The sequence below is a fragment of the Halalkalibacter lacteus genome, from assembly GCF_036663595.1.
GTDB lineage: Bacteria > Bacillota > Bacilli > Bacillales > Bacillaceae_D > Halalkalibacter > Halalkalibacter lacteus.
Genome location: NZ_JAWRVL010000007.1, coordinates 38,876 through 64,478, shown reverse-complemented (window position 1 = coordinate 64,478; position 25,603 = coordinate 38,876). Strand labels below are relative to the sequence as shown.

Annotated in this window: 23 protein-coding genes and 1 riboswitch; of the genes, 17 read left to right on the top strand and 6 right to left on the bottom strand. The window is 37.8% G+C overall.

Translation table 11 applies throughout. From position 1 onward, the window contains the following. Nucleotides 1-367 precede the first annotated feature (367 nt). From gltB to kapB, 6 genes are all read left to right on the top strand, one after another. A complete protein-coding gene (gltB, locus tag SAZ04_RS07005; RefSeq protein ID WP_332693148.1) occupies nucleotides 368-4,963 on the top strand; it encodes a glutamate synthase large subunit in 4,596 nt (1,531 codons plus the stop codon). Nucleotides 4,964-5,101: 138 nt separating this feature from the next. Further along, entirely contained in the window at nucleotides 5,102-6,589 is a 1,488-nt protein-coding gene (locus SAZ04_RS07000; protein ID WP_332693146.1) for a glutamate synthase subunit beta, read from the top strand. A 99-nt stretch (nucleotides 6,590-6,688) separates the two neighbouring features. Next, nucleotides 6,689-7,339, top strand: a complete 651-nt coding sequence (locus tag SAZ04_RS06995; protein ID WP_332693143.1) for a YpjP family protein — start codon at nucleotides 6,689-6,691, stop codon at nucleotides 7,337-7,339. A 564-nt stretch (nucleotides 7,340-7,903) separates the two neighbouring features. Further along, nucleotides 7,904-8,155 (top strand): hypothetical protein, encoded by a 252-nt coding sequence (locus SAZ04_RS06990; RefSeq protein ID WP_332693140.1) that lies wholly within the window; start codon nucleotides 7,904-7,906, stop codon nucleotides 8,153-8,155. A gap of 10 nt (nucleotides 8,156-8,165) precedes the next feature. Then, entirely contained in the window at nucleotides 8,166-8,357 is a 192-nt protein-coding gene (locus SAZ04_RS06985) for a hypothetical protein (protein ID WP_332693137.1), read from the top strand. A gap of 12 nt (nucleotides 8,358-8,369) precedes the next feature. Further along, the gene (gene kapB, locus SAZ04_RS06980) at nucleotides 8,370-8,747 is read left to right on the top strand and encodes a kinase-associated lipoprotein KapB (protein WP_332693134.1); all 378 of its coding nucleotides are present in this window, start codon (nucleotides 8,370-8,372) and stop codon (nucleotides 8,745-8,747) included. 38 nt (nucleotides 8,748-8,785) lie between these two features. Here the strand turns inward: kapB and SAZ04_RS06975 are convergent, their stop codons facing one another. Further along, nucleotides 8,786-10,480: a PucR family transcriptional regulator gene (locus tag SAZ04_RS06975; protein ID WP_332693131.1), complete on the bottom strand. Its 1,695-nt coding sequence runs from the start codon at nucleotides 10,478-10,480 to the stop codon at nucleotides 8,786-8,788. A 166-nt stretch (nucleotides 10,481-10,646) separates the two neighbouring features. Between SAZ04_RS06975 and SAZ04_RS06970 the strand changes: the two genes are divergently transcribed. The 4 genes from SAZ04_RS06970 (at nucleotide 10,647) to SAZ04_RS06955 (ending at nucleotide 15,679) form a co-directional block, all read left to right on the top strand. Next, nucleotides 10,647-11,837 (top strand): cystathionine gamma-synthase family protein, encoded by a 1,191-nt coding sequence (locus tag SAZ04_RS06970; protein ID WP_332693128.1) that lies wholly within the window; start codon nucleotides 10,647-10,649, stop codon nucleotides 11,835-11,837. Nucleotides 11,838-11,888: 51 nt separating this feature from the next. Then, complete coding sequence (locus SAZ04_RS06965; RefSeq protein ID WP_332693123.1) at nucleotides 11,889-12,926, top strand: homoserine dehydrogenase; 1,038 nt, start codon at nucleotides 11,889-11,891, stop codon at nucleotides 12,924-12,926. Nucleotides 12,927-12,944: 18 nt separating this feature from the next. Beyond that, nucleotides 12,945-14,390, top strand: a complete 1,446-nt coding sequence (locus SAZ04_RS06960) for an aldehyde dehydrogenase family protein (protein WP_332693120.1) — start codon at nucleotides 12,945-12,947, stop codon at nucleotides 14,388-14,390. Nucleotides 14,391-14,479: 89 nt separating this feature from the next. Further along, on the top strand, nucleotides 14,480-15,679 hold the full coding sequence (locus tag SAZ04_RS06955) for a M24 family metallopeptidase (protein ID WP_332693117.1): 1,200 nt from the start codon (nucleotides 14,480-14,482) through the stop codon (nucleotides 15,677-15,679). 255 nt (nucleotides 15,680-15,934) lie between these two features. On the opposite strand, the gene dapA is transcribed toward SAZ04_RS06955, so the two are convergent. After that, entirely contained in the window at nucleotides 15,935-16,822 is an 888-nt protein-coding gene (gene dapA, locus SAZ04_RS06950; protein ID WP_332693114.1) for a 4-hydroxy-tetrahydrodipicolinate synthase, read from the bottom strand. 134 nt (nucleotides 16,823-16,956) lie between these two features. Then, nucleotides 16,957-17,137: riboswitch (Lysine riboswitch) on the bottom strand. Nucleotides 17,138-17,210: 73 nt separating this feature from the next. Further along, complete coding sequence (locus tag SAZ04_RS06945; RefSeq protein ID WP_332693111.1) at nucleotides 17,211-17,345, bottom strand: aspartyl-phosphate phosphatase Spo0E family protein; 135 nt, start codon at nucleotides 17,343-17,345, stop codon at nucleotides 17,211-17,213. A 272-nt stretch (nucleotides 17,346-17,617) separates the two neighbouring features. Between SAZ04_RS06945 and SAZ04_RS06940 the strand changes: the two genes are divergently transcribed. After that, entirely contained in the window at nucleotides 17,618-18,337 is a 720-nt protein-coding gene (locus SAZ04_RS06940; protein ID WP_332693108.1) for a YhcN/YlaJ family sporulation lipoprotein, read from the top strand. Between the two features lie 48 nt (nucleotides 18,338-18,385). Here SAZ04_RS06940 and SAZ04_RS06935 read toward each other — a convergent pair whose 3' ends face one another. Continuing rightward, nucleotides 18,386-18,952 carry a hypothetical protein gene (locus tag SAZ04_RS06935; RefSeq protein WP_332693105.1) on the bottom strand — a complete coding sequence of 189 codons (567 nt, stop codon included), beginning with the start codon at nucleotides 18,950-18,952 and terminating at the stop codon, nucleotides 18,386-18,388. A 175-nt stretch (nucleotides 18,953-19,127) separates the two neighbouring features. Between SAZ04_RS06935 and SAZ04_RS06930 the strand changes: the two genes are divergently transcribed. The 5 genes from SAZ04_RS06930 (at nucleotide 19,128) to SAZ04_RS06910 (ending at nucleotide 22,972) form a co-directional block, all read left to right on the top strand. Further along, nucleotides 19,128-19,265: a hypothetical protein gene (locus SAZ04_RS06930; RefSeq protein ID WP_332693102.1), complete on the top strand. Its 138-nt coding sequence runs from the start codon at nucleotides 19,128-19,130 to the stop codon at nucleotides 19,263-19,265. A gap of 209 nt (nucleotides 19,266-19,474) precedes the next feature. Continuing rightward, the gene (locus SAZ04_RS06925) at nucleotides 19,475-20,341 is read left to right on the top strand and encodes a Cof-type HAD-IIB family hydrolase (RefSeq protein WP_332693099.1); all 867 of its coding nucleotides are present in this window, start codon (nucleotides 19,475-19,477) and stop codon (nucleotides 20,339-20,341) included. A gap of 912 nt (nucleotides 20,342-21,253) precedes the next feature. Further along, the gene (gene cspD, locus SAZ04_RS06920; protein WP_332693096.1) at nucleotides 21,254-21,457 is read left to right on the top strand and encodes a cold-shock protein CspD; all 204 of its coding nucleotides are present in this window, start codon (nucleotides 21,254-21,256) and stop codon (nucleotides 21,455-21,457) included. 363 nt (nucleotides 21,458-21,820) lie between these two features. Continuing rightward, nucleotides 21,821-22,258 carry a hypothetical protein gene (locus SAZ04_RS06915; RefSeq protein ID WP_332693092.1) on the top strand — a complete coding sequence of 146 codons (438 nt, stop codon included), beginning with the start codon at nucleotides 21,821-21,823 and terminating at the stop codon, nucleotides 22,256-22,258. A 306-nt stretch (nucleotides 22,259-22,564) separates the two neighbouring features. After that, on the top strand, nucleotides 22,565-22,972 hold the full coding sequence (locus tag SAZ04_RS06910; RefSeq protein ID WP_332693089.1) for a VWA-like domain-containing protein: 408 nt from the start codon (nucleotides 22,565-22,567) through the stop codon (nucleotides 22,970-22,972). 58 nt (nucleotides 22,973-23,030) lie between these two features. On the opposite strand, the gene SAZ04_RS06905 is transcribed toward SAZ04_RS06910, so the two are convergent. Then, nucleotides 23,031-23,216, bottom strand: a complete 186-nt coding sequence (locus SAZ04_RS06905; protein WP_332693086.1) for a DUF3918 family protein — start codon at nucleotides 23,214-23,216, stop codon at nucleotides 23,031-23,033. Between the two features lie 308 nt (nucleotides 23,217-23,524). Between SAZ04_RS06905 and SAZ04_RS06900 the strand changes: the two genes are divergently transcribed. After that, on the top strand, nucleotides 23,525-24,418 hold the full coding sequence (locus tag SAZ04_RS06900; protein ID WP_431308970.1) for a CAP domain-containing protein: 894 nt from the start codon (nucleotides 23,525-23,527) through the stop codon (nucleotides 24,416-24,418). Nucleotides 24,419-24,524: 106 nt separating this feature from the next. On the opposite strand, the gene SAZ04_RS06895 is transcribed toward SAZ04_RS06900, so the two are convergent. Continuing rightward, nucleotides 24,525-25,595, bottom strand: a complete 1,071-nt coding sequence (locus SAZ04_RS06895; RefSeq protein ID WP_332693083.1) for a serine hydrolase domain-containing protein — start codon at nucleotides 25,593-25,595, stop codon at nucleotides 24,525-24,527. Between the last annotated feature and the right edge of the window lie 8 nt (nucleotides 25,596-25,603).

The following is a 25,603-nucleotide window of genomic DNA, read 5'->3' as shown; positions in this document are numbered from 1 at the left end:
GGGGAGAGAAATATCAATGGAGCTAGTAAGAGAATTTATTTAGAATTGATAATTTGATAATTTTCAGTTGTCGGGAACTACTCAATTGAAAAGGTAATAAACTTTTCTAAAAAAAGTTTTACGGTTACCTTTTTTTGAATTTTTATACAATTTAAAGTTGTTATTATGCAGTTTTTTTATTTGTTGACTATAGAAAATCTAAAAAAAATTTGTAAAAGCACACGACATGAAGCGCTTTCATTACATATTTCAGCAAATTTCAATTTGCCGAAATGTCAGAAAAATGATATGATCCTGTATATTAGCTCATTAGATTTTGGGGAGAGTTGATTGATTTTTACTTTTTTGGAGAAAGGGTTGATGCCAAATGCGGTACGCACAATTACCGAAAAAACAAGGCCTATATGATCCACAATTTGAGCATGATAATTGCGGTATCGGCTTTTTAGCCCATATGAAAGGGAAGAAATCGCATCAAGTTGTTCAAGATGCGCTTCAAATTTTGCGCAATTTAGAACATCGCGGTGGGCAAGGCGACGAAGTAAATACTGGAGATGGTGCAGGGATTCTATTACAAATTCCTCATCGTTTCTTTGAAAAAGTCTGTTTAGCAGATGGTGTAACTCTTCCTGAAGCAGGCGAATACGGAGTAGGGATGCTGTTTCTGCCACAGGATGAAGAGGCAAGAGATAATTGCGAGAAAGGTTTAGAAGCAATTATAGAGAAAGAAAATATGGAGCTTCTAGGCTGGCGTAATGTTCCTGTTGATAATTCAATGCTTGGTAATGCGGCAAAAGCAGCAATGCCATATATTCGCCAACTATTTATTAAACGTAATTCAGAACTAGAAACTGAATTGGATTTTGAACGTAAGCTTTACGTTATTCGTAAACGTGCCGAGAATGAACTTGCTTCAATGGTTCCAGATAATGAATCATTTTATTTTGCAAGTTTATCAAGTCGGACAATTGTTTATAAAGGGATGTTGACAACAGAGCAAGTTGACCAATTTTATTTAGACATTCCAGATGCTGATTTTGAAACAGCGATTGCACTAGTCCATTCAAGATTTAGTACAAACACATTTCCTAGCTGGGAGCGAGCTCATCCGAACCGTTATATGATTCATAATGGTGAAATCAATACAGTAAAAGGAAATGTAAACTGGATGCACGCACGTGAAGCAATGTTTGAATCAAACGCATTTGGTGACGACATTGACAAGATCCATCCAGTTGTTGATAAAGATGGTTCTGACTCTTCAATGTTTGATAATACAATTGAATTTCTCTCTCTTGCTGGTAGATCAATGGCGCACTCGGCGATGATGATGATACCAGAGCCTTGGCAAAATGATGACCAAATGAGTGCAGAGAAAAAAGCATTCTATCAATTCCATAGTACGTTAATGGAACCTTGGGATGGTCCAACTGCGATTGCCTTCACAGATGGTAAGCAAATTGGAGCTTGTTTAGATCGTAACGGATTACGTCCATCTCGTTATTATGTAACAAAAGATGACTACATCATTATGTCTTCTGAAGTAGGTGTTCTTGATATTGCTCCTGAGAATGTCCTCTATAAAGAGCGACTTCATCCAGGTCAAATGCTTTTAGTTGATACAGTGGAAGGGCGCATTATCCCAGATGAAGAAATTAAGCATCAAATTGCAAGTGAACACCCATATGAAGAATGGGTGAAAGATCATTTAATTCAACTTGAGGATGTTCTTGAAACAGCTCATGTTGTAAATACTGATTTTAAAAACTTAAGCACACGCCAACTAGCGTTTGGTTATACGTATGAAGAGTTATCAAAAGTTATCCAACCAATGGTGAAAGATGGAGTCGATCCTGTCGGTTCAATGGGTTATGATTCACCTTTAGCAGTTCTATCTAAGAAACCACAACTTTTATATAACTATTTTAAACAATTGTTTGCTCAAGTAACGAATCCTGCGATTGATGCGATTCGTGAAGAAGTTGTTACTGCAATGGGAACAACCATTGGAGCAGAACGTAATTTGTTAAATCCAGAACCTTTAAGCTGTCGTCACATTCATCTTCCTTACCCAATTTTGGATAATGAAGAACTAGCGAAGCTTCGTCATAACAAAATGGAAGGGTTCAAATCTATTACGTTACCAATCCTATTTGATGTTTCAAAGAAAGAAAGTCAACTTGACCAGGCGTTGGATTCTCTTTTTGCTCGTGCAGATGCAGCAATTAAGACTGGCCATTCGCTTATTATTTTAAGTGATCGTGGAGTAAGTGAAACTCAAGGTGCTATTCCTGCTTTACTTGCTGTTGCGGGATTGCATCATCATCTCATGCGTCAAGGGACGAGAACGCAGGTTAGCCTATTAGTAGAGTCAGGTGAACCGAGAGAAGTACACCATTTTGCTTGTTTGCTTGGATACGGTGCTGAAGCTGTAAATCCTTACCTTGTATTAGATTCCATTGATGGTCTAATTCAAGATGGATTGCTTGAGGATGTTTCGTACGTTGAAGCTGTTAACAAATATGTAAAGGCAGCTACAAAGGGTATTATGAAGGTTTTATCAAAGATGGGAATTTCTACAATCCAGAGTTATCGTGGAGCACAGATTTTTGAAGCTGTCGGAATTCATGACTCTGTTGTCGATCGTTATTTCACTTGGACAACAACGCGAATTGGTGGAGTGAATCTTGAAATTATTGAAAAAGAAGTACGCACACGCCACAGCAGAGCGTATTCTGACCAAGAAGGTGTCGATAAGGCTTTAGATCCAGGTGATGACTTACAATGGCGTCGTAATGGGGAGCCTCATCAATATAACCCTCATACGATTCATATGCTTCAAAATGCATGTCGAAACGATAATTATGGTTTGTTTAAAAAGTATTCAAATGCAATTAATGAGCAAACAAAGGAACAAACAACGTTACGTGGATTACTTGCTTTTAAAGAAGGCCGTACCTCTGTGCCATTAGATGAAGTGGAGCCTGCTGAACAAATCTTTAAACGATTCCGTACAGGTGCAATGTCATTTGGCTCAATTTCGAGCGAGGCACATGAAACACTTGCGATTGCGATGAACCGTATTGGTGGGAAAAGTAATACAGGTGAAGGTGGAGAAAATCCAAATCGATTTACTCCTGATGAAAATGGCGATTTACGTCGAAGTGCTATTAAACAAGTAGCCTCTGGAAGATTTGGTGTAACAAGCCATTATCTAGTTAATGCGGATGAGATCCAAATTAAAGTGGCTCAAGGAGCTAAGCCAGGTGAAGGTGGACAATTACCAGGTAATAAAGTTTACCCATGGGTTGCAGAAGTTCGTGGATCAACACCAGGTGTTGGACTTATTTCACCACCTCCGCATCATGATATTTATTCAATTGAGGATTTAGCTGAATTAATTCATGATTTAAAAAATGCGAACCCTACAGCGAAAGTTAGCGTAAAGCTTGTTGCTGGTACAGGAGTTGGGACCATTGCTGCCGGTGTTGCGAAAGGTAGAGCGGACGGTATTATCATTAGTGGTTATGATGGTGGTACAGGAGCTGCTGCAAGAACAAGTATTAAGCACACTGGGTTGCCATGGGAAATTGGTTTAGCGGAGACGCATCAAACGCTTTTACTTAACAACCTCCGTGATCGTGTAACACTTGAAACGGACGGGAAGTTAATGACGGGTCGTGATGTAGTTGTAGCTGCCTTACTAGGAGCAGAAGAATTTGCATTTTCAACAGCACCATTAGTTGTGCTAGGCTGTATTGTTATGCGAGTATGTCATCTAGATACATGTCCTGTTGGTATTGCTACGCAAAATCCAGAGCTTCGTAAAAAATATATGGGACAGGTTGAGCACGTGGAGAACTTCATGCGCTTTGTAGCTGAAGAAATTCGTGAGCTTATGGCAGAACTTGGTTTCCGTAAACTTGATGATTTAATTGGACGCACAGACTTACTTGAGGGGAACAAGGCTGTAGATAATTGGAAGGCTGAGCACATTGATTTATCAAACCTTCTTTATCAACCTAAGCCTGAAGACCAAAAAAGCAATTACTGTACTAAGAGTCAAGATCATCAGCTTGAGGTATCGCTTGATAGCAGAGAATTACTAACTGCTAGTAAGCCGGCTCTTGAAAACGGAGAGAAAGTCTATGCTAGCTTCCCTATTAAAAACGTTGACCGCGTTGTTGGAACCATTGTTGGTAGTGAAATAAGTAAACGATACGGTGCAGAAGGCTTACCTGAGGATACGATCACATTTGACTTCACAGGTTCAGCAGGTCAGAGCTTTGGTGCTTTTGTTCCAAAAGGGATGACATTGCGTCTCGAAGGTGATGCAAATGACTATACTGGCAAAGGACTATCTGGTGGGAAAGTCATTGTTTATCCTCCGGCAATATCGACGTTTAAAGCAGAAAAGAATATTTTAATCGGGAACACATCTTTTTATGGTGCCACTAGCGGTGAAGCATACATCAATGGGATTGCGGGTGAACGTTTTGCTGTCCGTAATTCAGGTCTAAGTGTTGTTGTAGAAGGTGTTGGTGACCATGGTCTTGAGTATATGACTGGTGGAGTTGTCGTGAACTTAGGATCTGTAGGGAAAAACTTTGCTGCAGGTATGTCAGGTGGGATTGCTTTTGTCCTTGATGAGGATGGAACGTTTGATACGAAATGTAACAAAGAAATGGTTCATTTAGAACCTGTAGTCGATAAAATAGATATGGATTTACTACGCACGTTACTAAACAACCATTCTTCTTATACAAAGAGTGCTCGTGCCAAAGAGGTTCTTTCGAATTGGAATGATCATTTTCCGAAATTTGTAAAAGTTATTCCGAAAGATTACAAGAGAATGCTTGAAGCGATCGATCGAGTGAAACAAGAAGGACTTACAGATATGGATGCTGTCATGGTTGCTTTTGATGCAAACAAAAGCGATAAGTCTCGTGTAACTGGAAAATAACTAAAGGTGACTCAAAATGAACTTCTGATCTTAAGGTCAAATCCATATTAAGTAAGGATATAGCCTAAGATCAGAACGTTATTTGAGTTCATCTTCCTTCTAAATAGTAGATATAGAAGAGAGATTGGAGTGAATGCGATGGGGAAGCCAACTGGATTTATTGAATACAAAAGAGAAAACCCAACGAAAAGAGATCCATTTGAACGTACGAAAAATTGGAAGGAATTTCAGATCTTAATGCCGGAGCCCACTTTACGTCAACAGGGTGCCCGCTGTATGGATTGTGGTGTTCCTTTTTGCCAAACTGGTACGACAATGGATGGGTCAGGTGAAATTGGGTGTCCTGTGTATAACTTAATTCCTGAGTGGAACGATTTAGTTTATCGAGGCAAATGGAAGGAAGCGTTAGAACGACTGCATAAAACAAATAACTTCCCTGAATTTACAGGAAGAGTTTGTCCAGCACCTTGTGAAGGATCTTGTACAGTAGCGATAAGTGACGATGCTGTGTCAATTAAAAGTATTGAATATCATATCGTTGAACGTGGATTCCAAGAAGGGTGGATTATACCACAACCACCGTCAAAACGAACAGGTAAAAAGGTAGCAGTAGTAGGATCAGGTCCTGCTGGACTTTCAGCTGCTGCGCAACTGAATAAAGCTGGCCATACTGTCACTGTATTTGAACGTGACGATCGCATTGGTGGGCTTTTAACATATGGTATTCCTGATGTGAAGCTTGCTAATCATATCGTTGAACGACGTGTGAGCCTCCTTAAAGAAGAAGGCATCACGTTTAAGACAAATGTAGAGATCGGAAAAGATATATCAGCTACTGAATTAAATAATGACTTCGACTCTGTTCTTTTATGTACAGGAGCAACAAAACCACGTGATGTTGAGGTAGAAGGGCGTAACTTAAAAGGAATTCACTATGCAATGGACTTTTTAACAGCTAATACGAAAAGCCTATTAAACTCAAATCATGAAGATGGCAAATACATTTCTGCAAAAGGCCAAAATGTAATTGTTATTGGTGGTGGAGATACAGGAGTTGACTGTATTACAACGTCAGTACGTCACGGTGCAAAGTCAATTACTCAATTTGACATCAACCGTCAGAAGTCTGATGAGCGAGGGGACAAGAACCCATGGCCATTATTTCCGATTATTCACCAAATTGAAGATGGCCAAAAAGAAGCAAAAGCGGTCTATGGTACAGACCCTCGCAGTTATCAAGTAAGCACAACAAAATTTGCTGGTGACGAAAATGGGAATGTAACAGAAATTCATACAATTGGTGTGGAGACAACGATTGATGAAAAAGGTAGAAAAATTCGCACACCGATCCCTGGTACAGAAAAAGTGTGGCCTGCTGATCTTGTGTTATTAGCTATCGGATTTACTGGTCCAGAAGAACGCATAATTGAAGAATTGTCACTTCAGACGTCATCTCGTTCAACAATTGATGCGGAGTATGGAAAATATATGACAAGTGTTCCAGGTGTTTTTGCTGCTGGAGATAATCGTCGCGGACAAAGTTTAGTTGTATGGGCTATCCATGAAGGACGAGAAGCAGCAAGAGAGTGTGATCGTTATTTAATGGGATGTTCTAATTTACCATAGTATTTCATAAGCTTGTAATAGAATTGTAATGGCGCTTTCATAGATTTCATGAGAGAATAGATTTAATAGAAAAATGAAACTATGAAAGGGCGTATGAATATGCTTCAACATATGAAGCGTGGCCTCGTCATTTCATCAGCACTTCTGACATTTGGATTGTTTGTCCCTACGATTGACTTTGTTCGAGACGTACAAGCCGAAGAACCACAGAAGACACAAGGTGAAAACAATGAGAAACCACTAATATATCAAGTTAACGAAGAAAGTTATGAACTATTTGATAAAGTTTTACCAGCTAACACGGAGCAATATATTCATCGTAATGTTGCCTCGGCAGACTTACTGAATAACTTTATCGTAAAGCAAGCATCTGAACAAAGTATGTTGAAGTTTGGTTCTGTGATTACTGAAAAAATAAGTTCATCTTTTAAAAATACCATATTGCCTAGGCTAGATACTGTTCTTCGTGAAACAACTAGTACTTTATCTGATAGTGATTGGGAACAGATGAAAATTTCAAGTAGTCCATCAGCGGGACTTGGAGAGAAAATACTTCATCTTTATAATGAAGAAAGTGGAGAGGATATTTTTCGTTTTCATGTACGCCGTGATCAACCGCCTAAACAGGGATACACATTTAATTTTCATTACCATACGTATCTAGATGCACATGAATTGCATCATCCTATTGGAACGATTCATTGGGGAAAAGATATGCCCCCAAGATGGAACAGTAGTAACCGTGTATAAAAATATACACGGTTATTTTTTTGTTACATAGAAAATTTTATTGCATTTTTTTGAAATTGTATAATTATACACAAAGACAATATGATGAGAGTGTGGTACTATATTTGTATTAAATGAGAAAAGTAGGATAGAACATGCTTAAATAGTTGCTATTATTATTACTAACTACCTCTATGTTTGTAGCGATTTGGATTCTAGTTATCGTACAGTTTACCTCTCCCGAAGAAATTGAATGGACTTCGATACAATATATTGAAAACAATGAAAGCGCGTTTGACATACCAAAGAAATAGAAAAGCTCAAAGAGAATGAAGCTGATGAGACGGTTGAAATAGACGATGCTTTGAAAAAGAATTCGGTAGATGATAAGAAAGAAAAACATATTAACTTACAGGATTATGATTTTAGTGATGTTTCTACACCTGAGGGAGTCCCTATTGGAGCGATCCTAAGAAAATTTCATCTGAAGTAATGAAGTTCAATATTTTTTCGTAAATCTCTCTTCAATTCTTACGTTTTTTTGGTAGGATAAAAGTAAGTTTAAAAGTTTGTGGGGGGATTTGATTGGAATCACATGTGAAAGAAAAAAAATGTCCGGAATGGCTAAAATGGACGATACGAGTTCTACTAGGCTATACTTTATTATTAGCAATTATTTTAGCTATAACGATTATTTCCATTCTAATTACGTTTACGTTTATTGTTATTGATGGTTTTTCACAAACAAGTTCTTTAGGGGCTATTTCAGAACAATATTTTGTCCCGATTTCTGAATTTATGTGGAAACTTTTTACGTGGTTAGTACCAGGGCTATAGTGGTGATTTGATGCAACAGGAAATAGTGATTATACTTATGGCTTTTATCTTTTTTATATTAACAGGCTTGTTTGGTGGAATTGGGATTTATAGTTTTTTGCATCAGAAAAGAAAACAGGCAATTTGGAGCTTTGCCATTGGTTTTCTAATGATTATCATTTACTTAACGATGATGTTTGGACTCGGTATTGGTGAAATGTAAGGAGGTGGAAGTTTGGGAACGATTAAATATGTACGTGCATTTTACAAAACAGGTGTCTATGTTGCTGAACTTATTGACAAACAAGAAGAACATGGGCGCGCGCTGGTAAAGGTCATAGCTGTATTAAAACACCCTACTCAAGGAGATCTTCATAACCCTAAAATGACAAAAGTAGCTTTTTTTCATCAACGTAAAGCATTGGCTGAATATGAAAAAACGTGGGTGCCATTGTCTTCATTAAAACAGTATTCAGAGGCAGTTCCAACTTACAAGTCATCACTTCAAAAAGCATTAGAGGATCAAATGCTGGGTTTACAAGAAGAGAACTCGGAATGGGCACAAGCATGTATAGAAAAACTGAATGAATGTAAGCAAGATTATGGCTTTTAATGAAAGTATTATAATTAGAACGTGGGACCGAGTTAGATTTAAGATCTAAACTCGGTCTCTTTTACATCCATTCCGTTAAGCCATAAGCGAATACTTAAATCCAATAAGAATAAGTCATCTGCATCGTCTAATGAACAATTTGTTAATGTTTCTATTTTTCGTAAACGGTATAGTAATGATTGGCGATGTAAATTTAATTCACGAGCTGTTTGACTCACATTGCCGCGGTTACGGTGATAGGTCGTAAACGTATGAAGGAGGTCTATCTGTCTTTCACGAGCGTAGCGTAGAAGTGAATCAAGTATTGTCTTGGCTATATCAATCAATTCTTCATTTTTTAGCAAGCTCTCCATGACTCGATCTACTTTTGTATCTGCATAAACAGAAATCGTATTTGGGCCCTTGCGTTTTCTCCCAATTTCCAGTGCTCTTTTTGCTTCTTCATAACTAGCTGCAAAATTTGAATAACCATATTGTTTTGCAATGCCCCATGTTATTGTGATAGACGGATAGAGAAATTGAAATCGGCTTAGTAATTTTGTTATGTAAGTCTTTGCTTGTTCTATCACATCCTGATGATTCACTTCTAAGAAAATAATGAGTTCTTCTCCTTGATACGTCACCATAGACTTTAAGGCCATAGATTTCGCAATACTTTCTGCTTCCTCTTCCATATGTCGGATGCATTCGTGTAGCCAGTGGTCATATGTTATGGAAAGATGTGTCATTGCTAAAAAGGATTCGTTTAATTGTTCTGGCTTTGCGACAAGGCAAATATAAGGAAGGTTAATCTGATAGCCGAGTGACTTTGCTCTTGATAATAGGAGCTCATTCGATGAGATGGATCCTCTAGAAATCTCCCATACAAAATCATCTCGAAGGCGCCATTCCGCTTCTTTTGCTGCTTGTTCATGCAAAAAATGGATGGCAACAGCTGTTGTGACATGTTCAAGTAACATTACCCATTCTTTGTGTTCTTCTTGGCTTAATGGATCTTCGCCAAATCCATCTACAACAATATATCCTTGAATGTTGCCAGATGAGTGAATCGTTACTTGTAGAGCGTATCCGCTAACGTACTTTACCCACTCAAATGTCTGTTCTAAAGAATGATAGATTCCATCCTCTTCTAATTGCTTTTGTAAAAAAGTAGCCCACTTTTCAAGTAAGTCATTAGAAAAGGTATTTGACTTCCCACGGACGACGCCTCGTTTATCTGCAATTATGACGTTACAATCAATCGATTGCGACACGTGTTCGGCTACACGATTCAGTGATTTTCCAGTAAGAACATAGTCAAGCAAGGACTTTCGAATGTATTCAATTTTTTTAAGGTATTGATGTTTTTTTTCGTGAATTTGTTCCAGAACAGATTCTAAAATATCGGAAAAACGTATAGACCAATCGACTTCTAGTAATATGAACTTATGGTTATGGGCAAGTTGAATCACGGAAGGTGGAATGGACTTCACGAAAGGTCCGATGGCAATCGCTAACGCGCATGCCTCTGATTGTATGACTTCCTCAACAAATTCATAAAATGCCTTTTGTTTATAAGCGCAACCGACTCCAGAAGTAAGGACTAGTTCATTTTTACGCACAAACGTTTCCACAGGAGCCTCAATAACAGAGATCCAATCCACAATTCGCGTCTCGAGTTCGGTTTCGCCACTTCGAATTACGGCATCTCTCAAGATCTTAAGTGATTGAACATCTTTCATTGTAATACTCATAAATCTTACCTCCTTAAATCCATCCACTCTAAACCTAATTGTAATCTATTTTCAGAAGATTTGTAAAAATGAATGAATACAATTGTGTTTTTTTCATACAAATTGTTGAATGAATTCCATCTATATATTGAATATGATGAATGTAAGACAAGAAAGGGGTGGCAACATGGAAGCAAAGAAACCGATAAGTCAAGGAACTAATTCAGTTTGGGCTGGTGAAAAAGAGTATTTGGTGCATGGAGCTACGCAAGTTCCGGTCGTGCATAGTGTTGCCTATAATTATGATGACATTGATATATGGTATGAAGTTGCTATCGGTAAACGAAAGGGCCATATTTACGGTAGAAATACGAACCCAACAGTGCAAGCGTTTGAGGACAAAGTCAAAGCGCTTGAACATGCAGAAGCTGCAACTAGCTTTTCTACAGGGATGGCAGCTATATCGAATTCGCTTCTAACATTTCTTGTGCCCGGTGACAAGATTGTCTCTATAAAAGATACGTATGGTGGCACAAATAAAATATTCTCTGAATTTTTGCCTAAGTTGAACATCGAGGTTACGTTGGTTGAGACAGGAAACCACGAAGAAATGGAAAAAGAAATTGCTAAAGGCTGCAAACTAGTTTATTTAGAGACACCAACAAACCCTACGGTGAAAATAACGGATATCGAGCGAATTACTAAAGCAGCAAAAGCTGTTGGAGCTCTTGTTTTTGTCGATAATACGTTTGCTACCCCAATTAACCAAAATCCACTATTTTATGGTGTTGATTTAGTCATTCATAGTGCAACGAAATTTCTTGGGGGGCATGCAGATGCTTTAGGTGGGGTTGTGTGTGGATCAGCTGAGCTTGTAACAGACATCTTTCATTATCGTGAAATAAATGGTGCAACCTTGGATCCAATGGCAGCCTATCTGCTATTAAGAGGAATGAAGACATTAAAACTTCGCGTTGAAAAACAACAGGAAAACGCCTTAAAAGTTGCACAATTTTTATCAACTCACGAAAAAGTTGAGCAAGTTTTTTATCCAGGGCTTATCACTCACAAGCATCATGAGATTGCCAAAAGTCAAATGAAAGGATTTGGTGGAATGCTAAGCTTCGCTTTAAAAGGGGAACTAGATGCGGTTCGCCAATTCCTACCAAAATTAAAATTAGCCCATCGCGCGGCCAATTTAGGTGCAGTTGAAACAACGGTCGGACCAGCAAGAACGACAAGTCATGTTGAGAATACGGCAGAAGAACGTGCAGCTTTAGGGATACCAGAAGGCTTAGTCCGCTACTCCGCAGGTATTGAAGACACAGAAGATTTAATTCACGACTTAAAACAAGCCCTAGAAGAGATTAACCTTTAATATAAGTGGTCAAATCAACCTTACTTTTGCTGGAAAAGGGAGGGAACCAAAATGGCACATAAACTTGCTTTAATTGGATTTGGTGGAGTAGGGCAAGGATTTGTCGAAATTTTACGTGAAAAGGGTATGAAACTGAGCAAGGATCATCAAATAGATTTTAAAATCGTATCCATCTGTGATTTATATAAAGGCTCAATCCATCATTCGGAAGGACTGTGCCTAGAAGATGTGATGGCTGCGATAAAAGAAAAGGGTTCTCTTGATTCGTATCCTGATCAACCAGGGCTCGTGCGTGGTTGGTCGAGTCAAGAAACAATTACAAAAACGAATGCTGACTCGATTGTTGAAATGACATTTACGGATGTCGCGACTGGCCAACCTGCCATTGACCATTGTAAATGGGCATTTTCGAATAAAAAAAATGTTGTGATGACAAATAAAGGGCCTGTTGCTTTAGCCTACGAGACTTTATCTAAGCTTGCTCGGGAAAATGGAGTTCAGTGGTTATTTGAAGGCGCGGTTATGAGTGGAACCCCTGCACTGCGCTTGCCTGAAGCAACGCTGACAGGCAATAAGATTACCGAGATAAGAGGAATTTTAAACGGTACAACAAATTATATGTTAATGCGTATGGAGGAAGGGCTCGATTATAACGAAGCACTGAAAGAAGCGCAGGTCTTAGGATACGCAGAAGCAGATCCAACAGCTGATGTAAAAGGATATGACGTTTTATATAAAGTGTTAATTTTGGCAAATGTCGTGTTAGGTTATCCGTTAAAACGTAATGAAGTTATTTGCAAAGGGATTTCTGAACTAACTATCCATGATATAGAGAAAGCAAAAATGTTGCAAAAATGTTGGAAACTAATTGGGTCGTTGACTGTAACGGAAAATGGTTTGAAGGCAGCTGTTCAACCTGAGATGGTGCCGTTTGATGATCCATTAGCTGGTGTATCCGGTGCGATGAATGCGATCACTTACACGTGTGACTTGTCTGGGCCTATCACATTAATAGGGGCAGGTGCAGGAATAAAGGAGACGGGGTTTGCGGTCTTAATAGATTTAATACAAATTGAGCGAAGTCGATAAGGAAATGGAGGGATGAAAATGGCGAAACAAATAGTTAAGGAGCGGATGCTAATTGGGGGGGAATGGATTGATAGAAAAGAATCAATTGATGTTTATGACCCAGGCACGGGTAACCTGATTGCGACTGTACCAGCAGCAACCGTCGAGGATGTAGATTTAGCCATTGCACAAGCTCGAGTAGGAGCACGGAAAAATGCGAGCTTACCTGTGCATGAACGAATGAGAATTCTTCATGCAGCAGCATCCTATATTGAAACGAATGGTGATGTTTTTGCGAGAACGATCGTTTTGGAAAGCAGCAAAACGATTCGAGAGGCGAGAAAAGAAGTAAAACGTTGTATTGAAACATTACGAATAAGTGCCGAAGAAGCAAGACGAATCGAGGGAGAAACGATACCATTTTCCCAAATGCCGGGGCATGAAAATCGAGTCGGATACGTTTATCGGTTTCCAGTCGGAATTGTAGCAGCAATTACGCCATTTAATGATCCTCTTAATCTAGTTGCACATAAGGTTGGCCCTGCCATTGCTTCTGGAAATGCGGTCATTGTAAAGCCAGCCTCAGTAACTCCTTTGAGTGCATTAAGACTGGCAGAGGCATTTTTACATGCGGGATTACCTGCTGATGTTTTATCTGTTGTTACAGGTCATGGCTCTATTATATGTGACCCCTTAGTTAAGCATGATGATGTCAGGTTTGTTTCTTTTACTGGTGGTTATGAAACAGGCAAAGAAATTTCCCGAAAAGTAGGGGTGAAAAAGACAGCGATGGAGCTGGGGTCTAACTCACCAACGATTATCTTGAAAGATGCTGATATAAAAGAGGCTGTTTCGGCAACCATTTCAGGTGCATTTGGAGTAGCAGGTCAAAACTGTATTGGGGTACAACGTATTTATGTTGAACGATCAGTATATGAATCATTTTTAGCTGAATTTATTTTAAAAACGAAACAATTAAGGATGGGAGCTAAAAGTGATGAAACGACTGATGTTGGACCGATGATTTCTGAAAAAGAAGCAAAGCGTGTAGAGCATTGGATTCATGAAGCAAAGAAGCTTGGAGCAACAGTTTGTTGTGGATCGAAGCGAAGAAAGGCTTTCTTGGAACCGACTGTCCTTACAGACGTTCCTAAGGCAGCTACAATAGCTAATCAAGAGGTATTTGGACCTGTTGTACTTATTGAAGCTGTTAATACGTTAGCGGAAGCGATAGAGCGTTCTAACGATACAGATTATGGGTTACAAGCTGGAATATTTACAGGAAATATAGAGCATGCCTTCAAAGCGATACATGGATTGCAATTCGGAGGGGTTATGATTAATGACAGTAGTGATGTTCGCATCGATGGAATGCCATTTGGTGGAATAAAAGGATCTGGTATCGGGCGTGAAGGCGTTCGGTATGCCATAGAGGCGATGACTGAGCAAAAAGTTGTTGCGTTTAACTTACAAAGGAGAATGTGACTGTAATGAATCGAGGAGAAAACCTTGCTATAGAACGATGATTCCTAAGTCACTTTCTATGAATTAATGAGAGAAAGAAGGCGAAACGCTTGTTCGCATTAGAAGAGTACACAAAAAGGTTAGAGGCGATAAAAAAGCGAATGGTCGATGAGGGAGTGGACGTTCTCCTCATCTCAAATCCATCGAACATGTATTATTTAACAAACTACTCTGCTTGGAGTTTTTATGTTCATCAGATGATGGTCGTGACATTAGAGGATGCGCAGCCAATCTGGATTGGAAGGCAGATGGATGCTAGTGGTGTAGCAAAAACGACGTGGCTTGATGAGCACCATATCATTTCCTATCCTGATTATTACGTTCAATCGAAAGATCGTCATCCAGTTGATTTTGTTGCTAATATATTAACTGAGATCGGGCAAAGTACAAGGATTATTGGTGTAGAAATGGATGTTCATTATTTTACTGCATTATGCTATGAGCGATTAAAACATGGATTACCAAATGCAACGTTTAAAGACACATCGAGTCTGATCAATATGATTCGCTTAATCAAATCAAAACAGGAAATAAAGTATATGAAAAGAGCTGGAAAAATTGTTGAGAATGCGATGACGGCAGCGTATGACCGAGTTCAAGTGGGTGTAAGAGAATGTGATGTTGCGGCAGCTATTTATCATGCTCAAATTCAAGGTACAAAAGAATTTGGTGGTGACTATCCATCAATCGTCCCTATGATGCCAACGAATGAAAATACTTCTTGTCCACATCTCACGTGGACAGAAAGGGCCTATGTAAAGGGTGATTTTTTAACAATTGAAATAGCAGGCGCTTATAAGCGTTATCATGCCCCTATGGCTAGAACGATGTCGATTGGAACAGCTCCGAATGAGGTGAAAGAGCTTTCGAAAGTGGTTGAGGAAGGGATCGAAGCGACGCTTGATTTCATTCAACCGGGTATTGGAGCTGAAGAAGTGGAACGGGTTTGGAGTAAAACAATAGGTAAGTATGGTCACAGAAAGAGCTCTAGACTTGGCTATTCAGTAGGGTTAAGTTTTCCACCAGATTGGGGCGAACATACAGTTAGTTTTCGCCCAGGGGATGAAACCATCTTAGAACCAAATATGACTTTCCATTTGATGCCAGGAATTTGGTATAACGATTACGGTGTTGAAATTACCGAAACCATTCAAATCACAAATACGGGTGTGGAGCTATTAACAAATTTCCCACGTAATTTGTATGAAAAACCAACTCTTTCCATCTTAACAGATGAGCAAACCTCTTAACTGTAAGTGTCTCAAAGGTTAAAAAATGGCTTATTGAGACACTTCTTTTTCTTTCCCTTTATAAGAGCCTTTTAATTAATGAACAAGGTAAATAAGATACTCAGATACGGGTATATATGAAAGACAATTTTTTGGTACAGGATATTTAAAAAAATCAATTAGTAAACATAGAACAGTTTACGATACTATTCATGAAAAAAGCATGTAGCCCTTGGCTACATGCTTTTAAAAAAGGTAAGAAAGTATAACCACATCTTAACTTACAAAGAAATTCATCGTTGGATGTACAACGGTTTGGAGCTCTTGTTGTTGCTCTGCAGTCAATGGGACAAGAGGTAAGCGAACCGATCCAACTTTGATTCCTTTCATTTCTAACGCAGCTTTAACAGCTGTAGGATTTGGGGCCATAAATAATGATTTCATAACCGGGACAAGTTGACGATGTTGCATAGCAGCAGCGGTCACTTGTCCTGATTGGTAATTTCGCACCATTTGTTGCATTTCATTTCCAACAATATGAGAAGCAACAGACACAACACCTGTTCCTCCAATTGCTAAAATAGGCAATGTTAAACTGTCGTCACCACTATAAAGGGAGAACCCTTCAGGTGCATGTTCAATAATCGTTGCCATTGCATCTAAGTCACCACTTGCTTCTTTCGTCGCTACAATATTTGAGAGTTGAGCTAAGCGTAAAGTTGTTTCAACACTCATATTAACGGCACTGCGTCCAGGAATGTTATAAAGCATAACTGGCAATTTCGTTGCTTTAGCAATGGCACTAAAATGAGCGTACATTCCTTCTTGAGATGGTTTGTTGTAATAAGGGACAACAAGCATAATCGCATCTACACCAATTTCTTCTACTTGCTTTGTAAGTTCAATGGATGCATTTGTATTATTTGATCCAGTTCCAGCAATAACAGGAATTTGTCCATTTACAGATTCCACAACAGTTTTAAAAAGAAGGAGTTTCTCTTCTGTAGAAAGAGTAGGTGATTCACCAGTCGTTCCAGCTACTACTAAAGCATCGGTTCCATTTGCAATAAGATGTTGTACAAGTTCCTTTGTTGCTGCAACATCCAGTTGTCCATGTTGATTAAATGGTGTGACCATTGCAGTTACAATTCGTCCAAAATTCATCCAATTCACCCTCGATTCATAAAATTTTCCATGTACGTATGGGTTAGATGGGCTACTGGGAGGCACAAAAAAACAACAATGAGGCCTCTACTCATTGTTGTTAGGTTAAGCGATTTTAGCAAAACCAATTCAATGTGTGAGATAGCCCTCCATATAGCAAGATTGCTATATGACAGTACTGTCCTTATTTAGAACAGTCCCAGCTAATAAATAATGAGTGTTATTAGCTTCGGCAAATACCCCTTTCAGTTAGCTTCATTGGAGCTCATTCTCCTTCACTAACATACTAATGATATTTGCACCTCTACCCTCACTTCAAAGTATGAAGTAAGATATAACGTAATTTGTGTTTACCTTACCAAATGTTCTTAATGAATGCAATGGTTTATTAAGAATTTCTTTGTATTAAGTTTAGAAGCTTGTCCAGTTCTTGACTACATTGAATGGTAACTTTTGCAGTCATTCCATACTTCTTGGCAAGAATCAACATTTGTAATCGCTTTTGCTCTATTTCTACATACATTTATTTCCACTCCACCTCTACTATTTTAAACAGAAACAGACAACTTAGAAGTTGAACCTGGAGCTATCACTAATGCGTGGACTAAAAAATGTCTATTTAAAAATTATTATAACCAAAAGAAAAATGTTGAAAAGTGTTTCTTCTAAAGTAGTCATAATTAGTGAAAAACAGAAAAAAACCGACAAGATTTGCAGTGGGAAATGAAGAATTTCTATATTTTTTCAGGTTGAAAATACGAAGTCTTTCGCACAATAGGGATAGGAGGGATTTCAATGAAATATGTCAGCTACCTGCTTATTGGAATAATCTTTTTAACAGGTTGCACGTTACCTCAAAAGGAAGAGATGGGAGCAAATCCAAATCGGAACGAAGGGTTTAGTGGGTATGGCGTAACTCATGCTCGTAATTTAGAGGGGCCGCTTTCTGATATGATGGTTCCAGATGATGCTCCAAAAGGATTAACGGATCCAGCTCCACACTTAACACATGAGGGAGCATACACAACAGGGAAACGTAACTTAAGTATGGATCATGAAGGAATAAACAAGCAAGGCCCGAGAATCTTAAACAACCGCCCTGGGATAATTCGTGATAAATATCCTCACAGTACAGATACACAATTGAATGAGAAAACAACAATACAAAGTAATAGGCACCTGCAGGCAACGACAGATTTAACAAGAAAAATTGAAGCTCGTGTTGAAGCATTAGAAAATGTTCGTGACGCTCATGTAATGACTGATGGGAATCGAATTGTCATCGGTTTAGAATCAAATGAGCAAGACCGTGTGAAACTCCGTCGTTCGGTTGAGCAAGAGGTTGAACAGGTAACAGAACTTTCGAACATATATATTACGACCAATCGGAAAATGATTAATCGAATGAATGCAATAGAACACCATGTTGGAATTGATAAACCATTTGATTCCATCGGTGGAACTGTGGGGGATCTAGCTGATTTACTAGATGATGGAGCGCATGGAAGAAGGTAGAACAGGGGGGAAAGAAAACCCTGTTCTTTTTTATCTAATAATATTGAATTAATGGATTCCTAATTCCTCCGTTATAGATAGGTATTCACGTTCCATTAGCTTGTGGGACATAACGGCATTTTCATAATAGACACGAGCATTCGTTACTTGAAGAGGATGGATTGGTTCTTTCATATCAAGCAAAACTCTCTCTAAAGCATCGACTTCGATAAGTGTTGATAAATGTACATGGTGTAACCCGTCAAAAAGTTCAGGTCTATTTAAATCAATGAACATTGAACTTTTTTCTCTCAGTTCTTCTACCTGTGTAAGTACAGCCTGCACATCAGTCGTGTGAACGGTACTCTGTTCAAATAAAGGTGCCATTTTTTCTAATATTGTAGCTGTTTCACTAATATAGTGACCCGCTTCATCACCGTAGGACTCAAGTGCGGTGTATTTAGGGACACTTTCTTTGTTTTGATCTCTTATACTCGCTGCTTTTGGATAATAATGGTATTCAGTTTCTGTTTGTTGTGCTTCAATATCATTTACAATTTCTGCTTCAGAGTCAGCTCCGCAACTTGCGAGCATGAAACTTGTCCCGATTATTATCACTAACTTCCTTTTTTGCAAAGTACATCAACCTCCGATATACAAACGTTTCCTCTAGTATGAAGCAAGCAGGAAAAAGTATGCATTAACTCCAAATTTCCACCGTAAGATGGTACAAAGGACGGTGGTATATTCAATGTTTACTTTTATAATAAGTATAGCGTTGTCATTGTTTTTTTTATTGTTTTTGGGGTTTATGATACTTGGAAATAGAGTAGCTCACGTCATTGAATATCAACAATCAAAGGAAGCAGATGAAACATTAACTGAAATTGCACAAATGATGCAGCAAGACGAAGAAAGAACAAGGGAAATAGTGAATAAAAAGAAGTAAAGAAATGAAGGGAAGAGATGTGTGGAGCGTATCACCTAACTCGCATGCTGTAAAAGCATGCTTTTTTGTGTGTGAAAGTGAATGACTGCTTCCAAAAAGTAAGCTAGCAAGAATAATAACAAAATAACATGAATAATGTGGGAGTATTTAAACCAGGCTGTTGGTTATGGGTATGCAGCTTAGATCTGTACATATAGGAGTGGAAATAGTTGATCAAATTAATTGCAATTGATATGGATGGTACCTTACTTGGTGATATAAGAAAAGTTACAAAAGAAAATGCTAAGGCAATAAAAGAAGCTCAAGAACAAGGAATTGTAGTTGTTGTTGCTACTGGAAGAGATGAGAAAGAAGCAAGATTACCGATAAGAGAAGCTAGTATTACTTGTCCAATCATTAGTGTGAATGGTGCTCAGTCTCGAGATGAAAGAGGAAATGTATTATCGACCTTTCCGATTAACGAGGATCAGATGAATGTCATTTTTGACATTTTAACTTCAAATGAAATCTATTTTGAGCTTTATACGAATCATGGAACCGTTTCAAACAATTATGAAAAAGCGTTGCAAGCAGTTGTAGATTTCTTACTTTCTTCTGGATCTGATGATGATATGGAGACGATGCGCAAAATAGCAAAAGACCGGTTTGATGTCGGAGCAATAAAATTGGTCGATAGTTACCATGCCTTTATAGAGCAAGAAGCTACGATACTCCTAAAGATACTCGCCTTTTCAAAAGATGATCAAAAGCGAACTACGACAAAAAAGAAGCTGATGGAAATCGACCAATTAGCTATTAGTGCCTCTGCACGAGATAATATCGAAATTACAAGCGTTCATGCTCAAAAAGGATTAGCGGTAATGGCTTATGCACAAAAGGTAGGGGTTTCTATGGATGAAGTGATGGTAATTGGTGATAGTTTTAATGACGTTTCCATGTTTGAAATAGCGCGATTAAAAGTGGCAATGGGAAATGCGGAGCAAGAGATTAAAGATTTGGCTGATTTTATAACGCATTCAAATGAAGAAGATGGTGTTGCTTTTGCTATTCGAAAAATGCTAGCAGAGAATAAGTAAAGTGAGGTAATGGGGGATTCCCTATATGCTTGAGGGCGATAGGATTAATGAGCTACCTGTAGCCAGTTGAACAATATAGAGAACATAAAAAGTGATTCATAGGGTCTGGACCAGACTAGTTAGTTGTGTGCTAGTGGGTTCAGATCCTTTAGTGTTCAGTAATTCTTTTTTGCGTGATTTTATAATTTTTAATGTATTAATACAATCAAGAAAAAAGTATTGACTATTATACAACAGGGCGCATATAATAAAACCAAGAAAAGAGAAAAGATAATTCAAACAATTCGAAAAGAAAGGGAGTGGGGAAGATGAAGAAATCTAAAACGAATACAACTAGTAAGCCAGTAGTAATAAAGGAAGATCATTCAATCCTTAAATCAATTAATGAGTATTACAGTCGCAATTAACAAGGGGTATGAAGTACAAACAGAGCCTGTTAATTTCATAGGCTCTGTTTGTATCTGTTGTGGTACAAGAGGTGCTGATGCATAAAAAAGCTCCTGTACGTTGTAAAGAAGCGAAACTATTGATAATAGACTAATGTAAGACATGATGGAAAAAGAAAGAATGCTGCTTGCAATTTCCAATCAAATAGGATATAGTTAATGTAACGGTTGTTAACGTTCAGTTATTACTTAGCGCTTTTCATTCACCTGGCGCGGTCTTCGGAGCCGCAAGGATGAACGAGAGGTAGGGCTTTCATCGTTTGGAGATTGGATGATGAATCCTTATATTCACCCATAACTATTGCATCAATAGTAACACTTAATAGAGTTCAGTATTCACATGTTATAAGGGATATTCACTCGATTCGTGGTTGATGTTCCTTATAATATGTGAATTTTTATTTACCTCGGATTGTAAATACAGTTGCATATTAAGTAAATAATTTTAAGATTGGGGTTTTTAAGCATGGCACAAACTGGTACAGTTAAATGGTTTAACGCAGAAAAAGGATTCGGTTTCATTGAAGTAGAAGGCGGAAACGACGTATTCGTACACTTCAGCGCTATTACTGGCGACGGTTTCAAATCACTTGACGAAGGTCAATCTGTTGAATTTGAAATTGTAGAAGGCGACCGTGGACCACAAGCAGCTAACGTTGTAAAACTATAAATTGCTTAACAAAAACATTGCTTCGAGTGAAGCAATGTCTTTTTTTGTTAAAATAGTTAAATGTATTATTATTATGTAAACAAATAAAACGAGAAAAATAAAAATGTCAGGTTTGATCTGTTGTGAGTGAGGAACATTCTCAAACGATTCTCCATACGTTGGTAGAAGTTGTTGAAAGTGGAACTGAATAAAGTAAAAAAAGAAAAGTGGCATGAATTGTAGAACGTGAATATAATAGTATTGTAAGGGCTTTCATTATTAAGTGGATAAGGAAAGAAAGTGAATCATACGTCTATAAATTGTCTTATTTGTATACACATTATTAATGCTCATTAATTACTATAATGGTAAGGGGTGTTTGAAATGGAAGCAACACATTATGATGATATATCCATTTGTGTTCCAAAAAATCAATTAGATAAATTAATTAATGGCGTGCTCCGAAATAAATATCGAATTTTTTGGGGGTTTAACAAAGGAAAAATGATTTTAAATATTTATAATAGTGAAGTAAACAATAAATTAATATTTATTAGGCATAAAGGGTTTCTGGAATTAGTCGAGGCGAAGTTAAAAAGTCCAAATGTATTGAAAGTGTTAGATAGTGATATTGATTTTACTGTTAAAGTAGCTTCAAAAAATAACGAAATAAAAAGAAATAGAGAGGCTGTTTATTGTGAAATTGATCATTTTTTAATTGAATTGGCGTATTATCTAAAAATTGAAGATGAAAAATCAATAAATAATATAAAAGATAAACTAGCAGAGTTAACACACGAGTGGAATCGTTTGGCTCTATAGCATTACCAATTCCAAAAACTTAGGAAATGCAGATCATGCGTTCCTGAGTTTTTTTGTGGACTTTCGGAAATAGTGTTCTTTATTATCGAGATACGTTAGCTTCTTCATTTAATGTTATTCTTAAGAGTTCAAGAGATGATGATTCAACTAGCCCAAAGTTTATATTGACGAAAGTATGATAAACCCCGTATACTCAATAAGCTTTATTGAAAGTGGAGTGTGGAGTTAAGAAATTAAAAACGTATATCTTTAGATTCTAAAAACAAAATAAGGTTTGCGGTTATTATTGATTAGGGAGAGATGCATGTGAAATGGCAAAAAGTACTACTTAGTACTCTTCAACGACAACAAGGAAAAAACATTGCCCTAGCAGTGGATACATCAACAAACGAAGTGAATTCTGAATTAATTGATAATATAGTTACGCTTTTTAAAGAAGTAAACCCAGAAACGAAGCTTGTGCAATCAGACTTCAAAATAAGAAAAATTTCCTCAATTGAAGAGGCCGACATTATCTATTTTAAGCATGGGAAATCTTCCTATACAGAAGTTCTCGAGTGGGGAGAAGAAGAAAAAGTTGATCTTCTCTTTTATATTACGGATGTTACTGGTTATTTTTATGAAGATTTACAGGTGAATTATGATGTTATGTGGCTTGTGCCAAATGATTTCATACCTAAAGTTCCTTTTGGGAAAACGCTAAAGATAGCGTAAAGAAAAGACGAAATAAAAGAAGGGGATTCATTGAATCCCCTTCTTTTGCATAAATAGATTATTGGTTGGTTTGATTTTGACCTAACATGTCTTTAAATGGTTCCATCATATTCATATTGCTTCCGCTATTGTTATTACGTTTTCTCATCATCGAATAGGCAGCTGCTCCAACCCCTAAACCTACTACAGACATCATTAACCCGTTATTATTCTTGTTCTTACGTCTACGACCAAACATTGCCATTCTTATTCCCCCTTTAATTCTGTTTGAATTTTTGTTTCAAACATCTCTTAGCATCAGTTATTCACTCCATAAATATTCGTAAACGCCCTTGCCACTATCAGTCATTTTTAGTTAAATCATAGAAAAGTTGGGTTTGGCATAATAATCTCATCTTTTTTATCTACATGACTACATCCGTTTATTATGGGAATACCTAAAGTGTCAAAGGAAACTTTCTCGACCTAGTGCTTCATCTCAATAATTCCCATTTGTTTTTTGTTCATAAAAGGAAAATACTATTATCGATTAATTCGAAAAGGAGTATGAAAATGATGAAAAGAAACTCAATTGCTTTGTGTGTTGTAAGTTTGGTGCTTTTATTTATTGTTGGATGCAATAACGAACAAAATTCTATGGAGGGTCAACGCATCGAAGAAGGACAAATATCAAGTGATTTTACAACAGCTTCAAGTGAGGAATTTCCTCATACAAAACCGATTCAAGTTCAGCATGCTAAATATGATTTTGATGTACAGCATTCTGTTCAAATGAATCGAGGTGAGATTGCTCGTATTTTACCTGGGGATATCGTTCAACATTTACCAGAAGGGGTGGAGCAGTTAACTCCAGAAGATATCGCGCGTTTATTGCCTGAAGGTGCAACCCAATTAAGACCGGAAGATATTGCAGAACGTTTACGAGCAGGTGTTCCAAAACAACAACCAGGACAGCCAGGACAAGAACAACCTAACGCAGCACCCGAACAACCAGAAGCGCCAGCGCCAGAGCCTGAACAGCAAGAGGAAGCTCAACAATCAGAACCAGAAACAGAACAGACAGAAGGTATTAGTGAAGTAGAGTCAAAAGTTATTGAATTAACAAATCAAGAAAGAAGAAACAATGGATTACCTGATTTACAAGCAGATGCCGCGTTAAGCAATGTTGCAAGAGAGAAGTCAAAAGATATGCAAGAAAATAATTATTTCTCACATACAAGTCCTACCTATGGTTCACCATTTGATATGATGAGGGATTTTGATATATCGTATAATTCAGCAGGTGAAAATATTGCCCAAGGGCAAAGATCTCCTGAAGAAGTTGTACAAGCATGGATGAATAGTGAAGGACATCGTGCTAATATCATGAACGGTGAGTATACTCATATAGGTGTTGGTTATAATCAAAATGGGAATTACTGGACGCAAATGTTTATAAGCAAATAACAAAAAAACGGAGTTCGAATTTGAACTCCGTTTTTATTTGGCAAGACAAAAAAATCTTATTATTAGCTGATGTACACAAACGGATTTTTTAAAATAAGATTCAACTCTAATTCTGAGCCTTTGCCTCAAGAATCTTCTCAAGTAATGTGAATCGTTTTTTATCATTTACATGGTTAACGGTTCTATTGATAATACGATCAGAATCAACACGATGGACAAAGACAAGATTTGCTTCTGGAATAATATCAATTGATTGTCCATATCTTCCGATTGCTGAGTAGAGCCCTAATTTATCAAATGGACTGGAGTCAGCTACCCACCACATATATCCATAACCATAATTAATAGAGGTAGGGACGGGTGTTTGTACAGTCGTACTTTCATTGATCCACTCTTTAGGAATAAGTTGCTGACCGGCCCATTGCCCATCCTGCAAAAATAATAGCCCAAACCTCGCCATGTCTCTTGCAGACATGCGAAACAAATAAGATGGGTGCATCGAGCGCTTTAATTCATATTTATAAATGGAATCTTCTAATACATAATCTTCCATTCCAATTGGAGTAGCGATCCTCTCATTAAATTCCTCAAATAAATCAGAGTTTGTTTTGTTATTAAATATAGTTCCGAGTACATTGAAATCCCAATTATTGTAATGGAATTGAGATCCTGGTACATACGATTCGCGTTCAGGACGATTCCATCTCATCAATAATGACTCTTCTCCTGCCCTAAGAAAAATACCAGAACGAGAAGTAAGAAGATCTGCAATGGTTGCATTTTCCTCAAGGACTGAAAGTGTGACATTATCAGAGATCTCTAATTCGTTCAATGTTTCCCCAAGATGAATGTTCCCTTCATGTACATGGATCCCATAAAGAGCACTCAAAAAGCTTTTTCTAACGGAGTGAATACTTGTTTTTTTTGTGATGTCTCCCCATTCAAACAAAACTTTTCCATTATAGATCGCCATTGCGGCCGTTGAGCCAAGGGAATCATAATAATCTTTCGCTTCTTGTAATTTTTCAGGGGACCATCCTGCTTCAGCAGGATTTTTGTGATACTCCCATGTCGATTCGGCTTGCATGGATGAGTTTTTGCAGCCAATTAAAGAAAGGGCCAATATGTTCACAATACCCGCTAATAGCAACAGCTTTCTCTTTCTTTTGACAACCATGAAACATT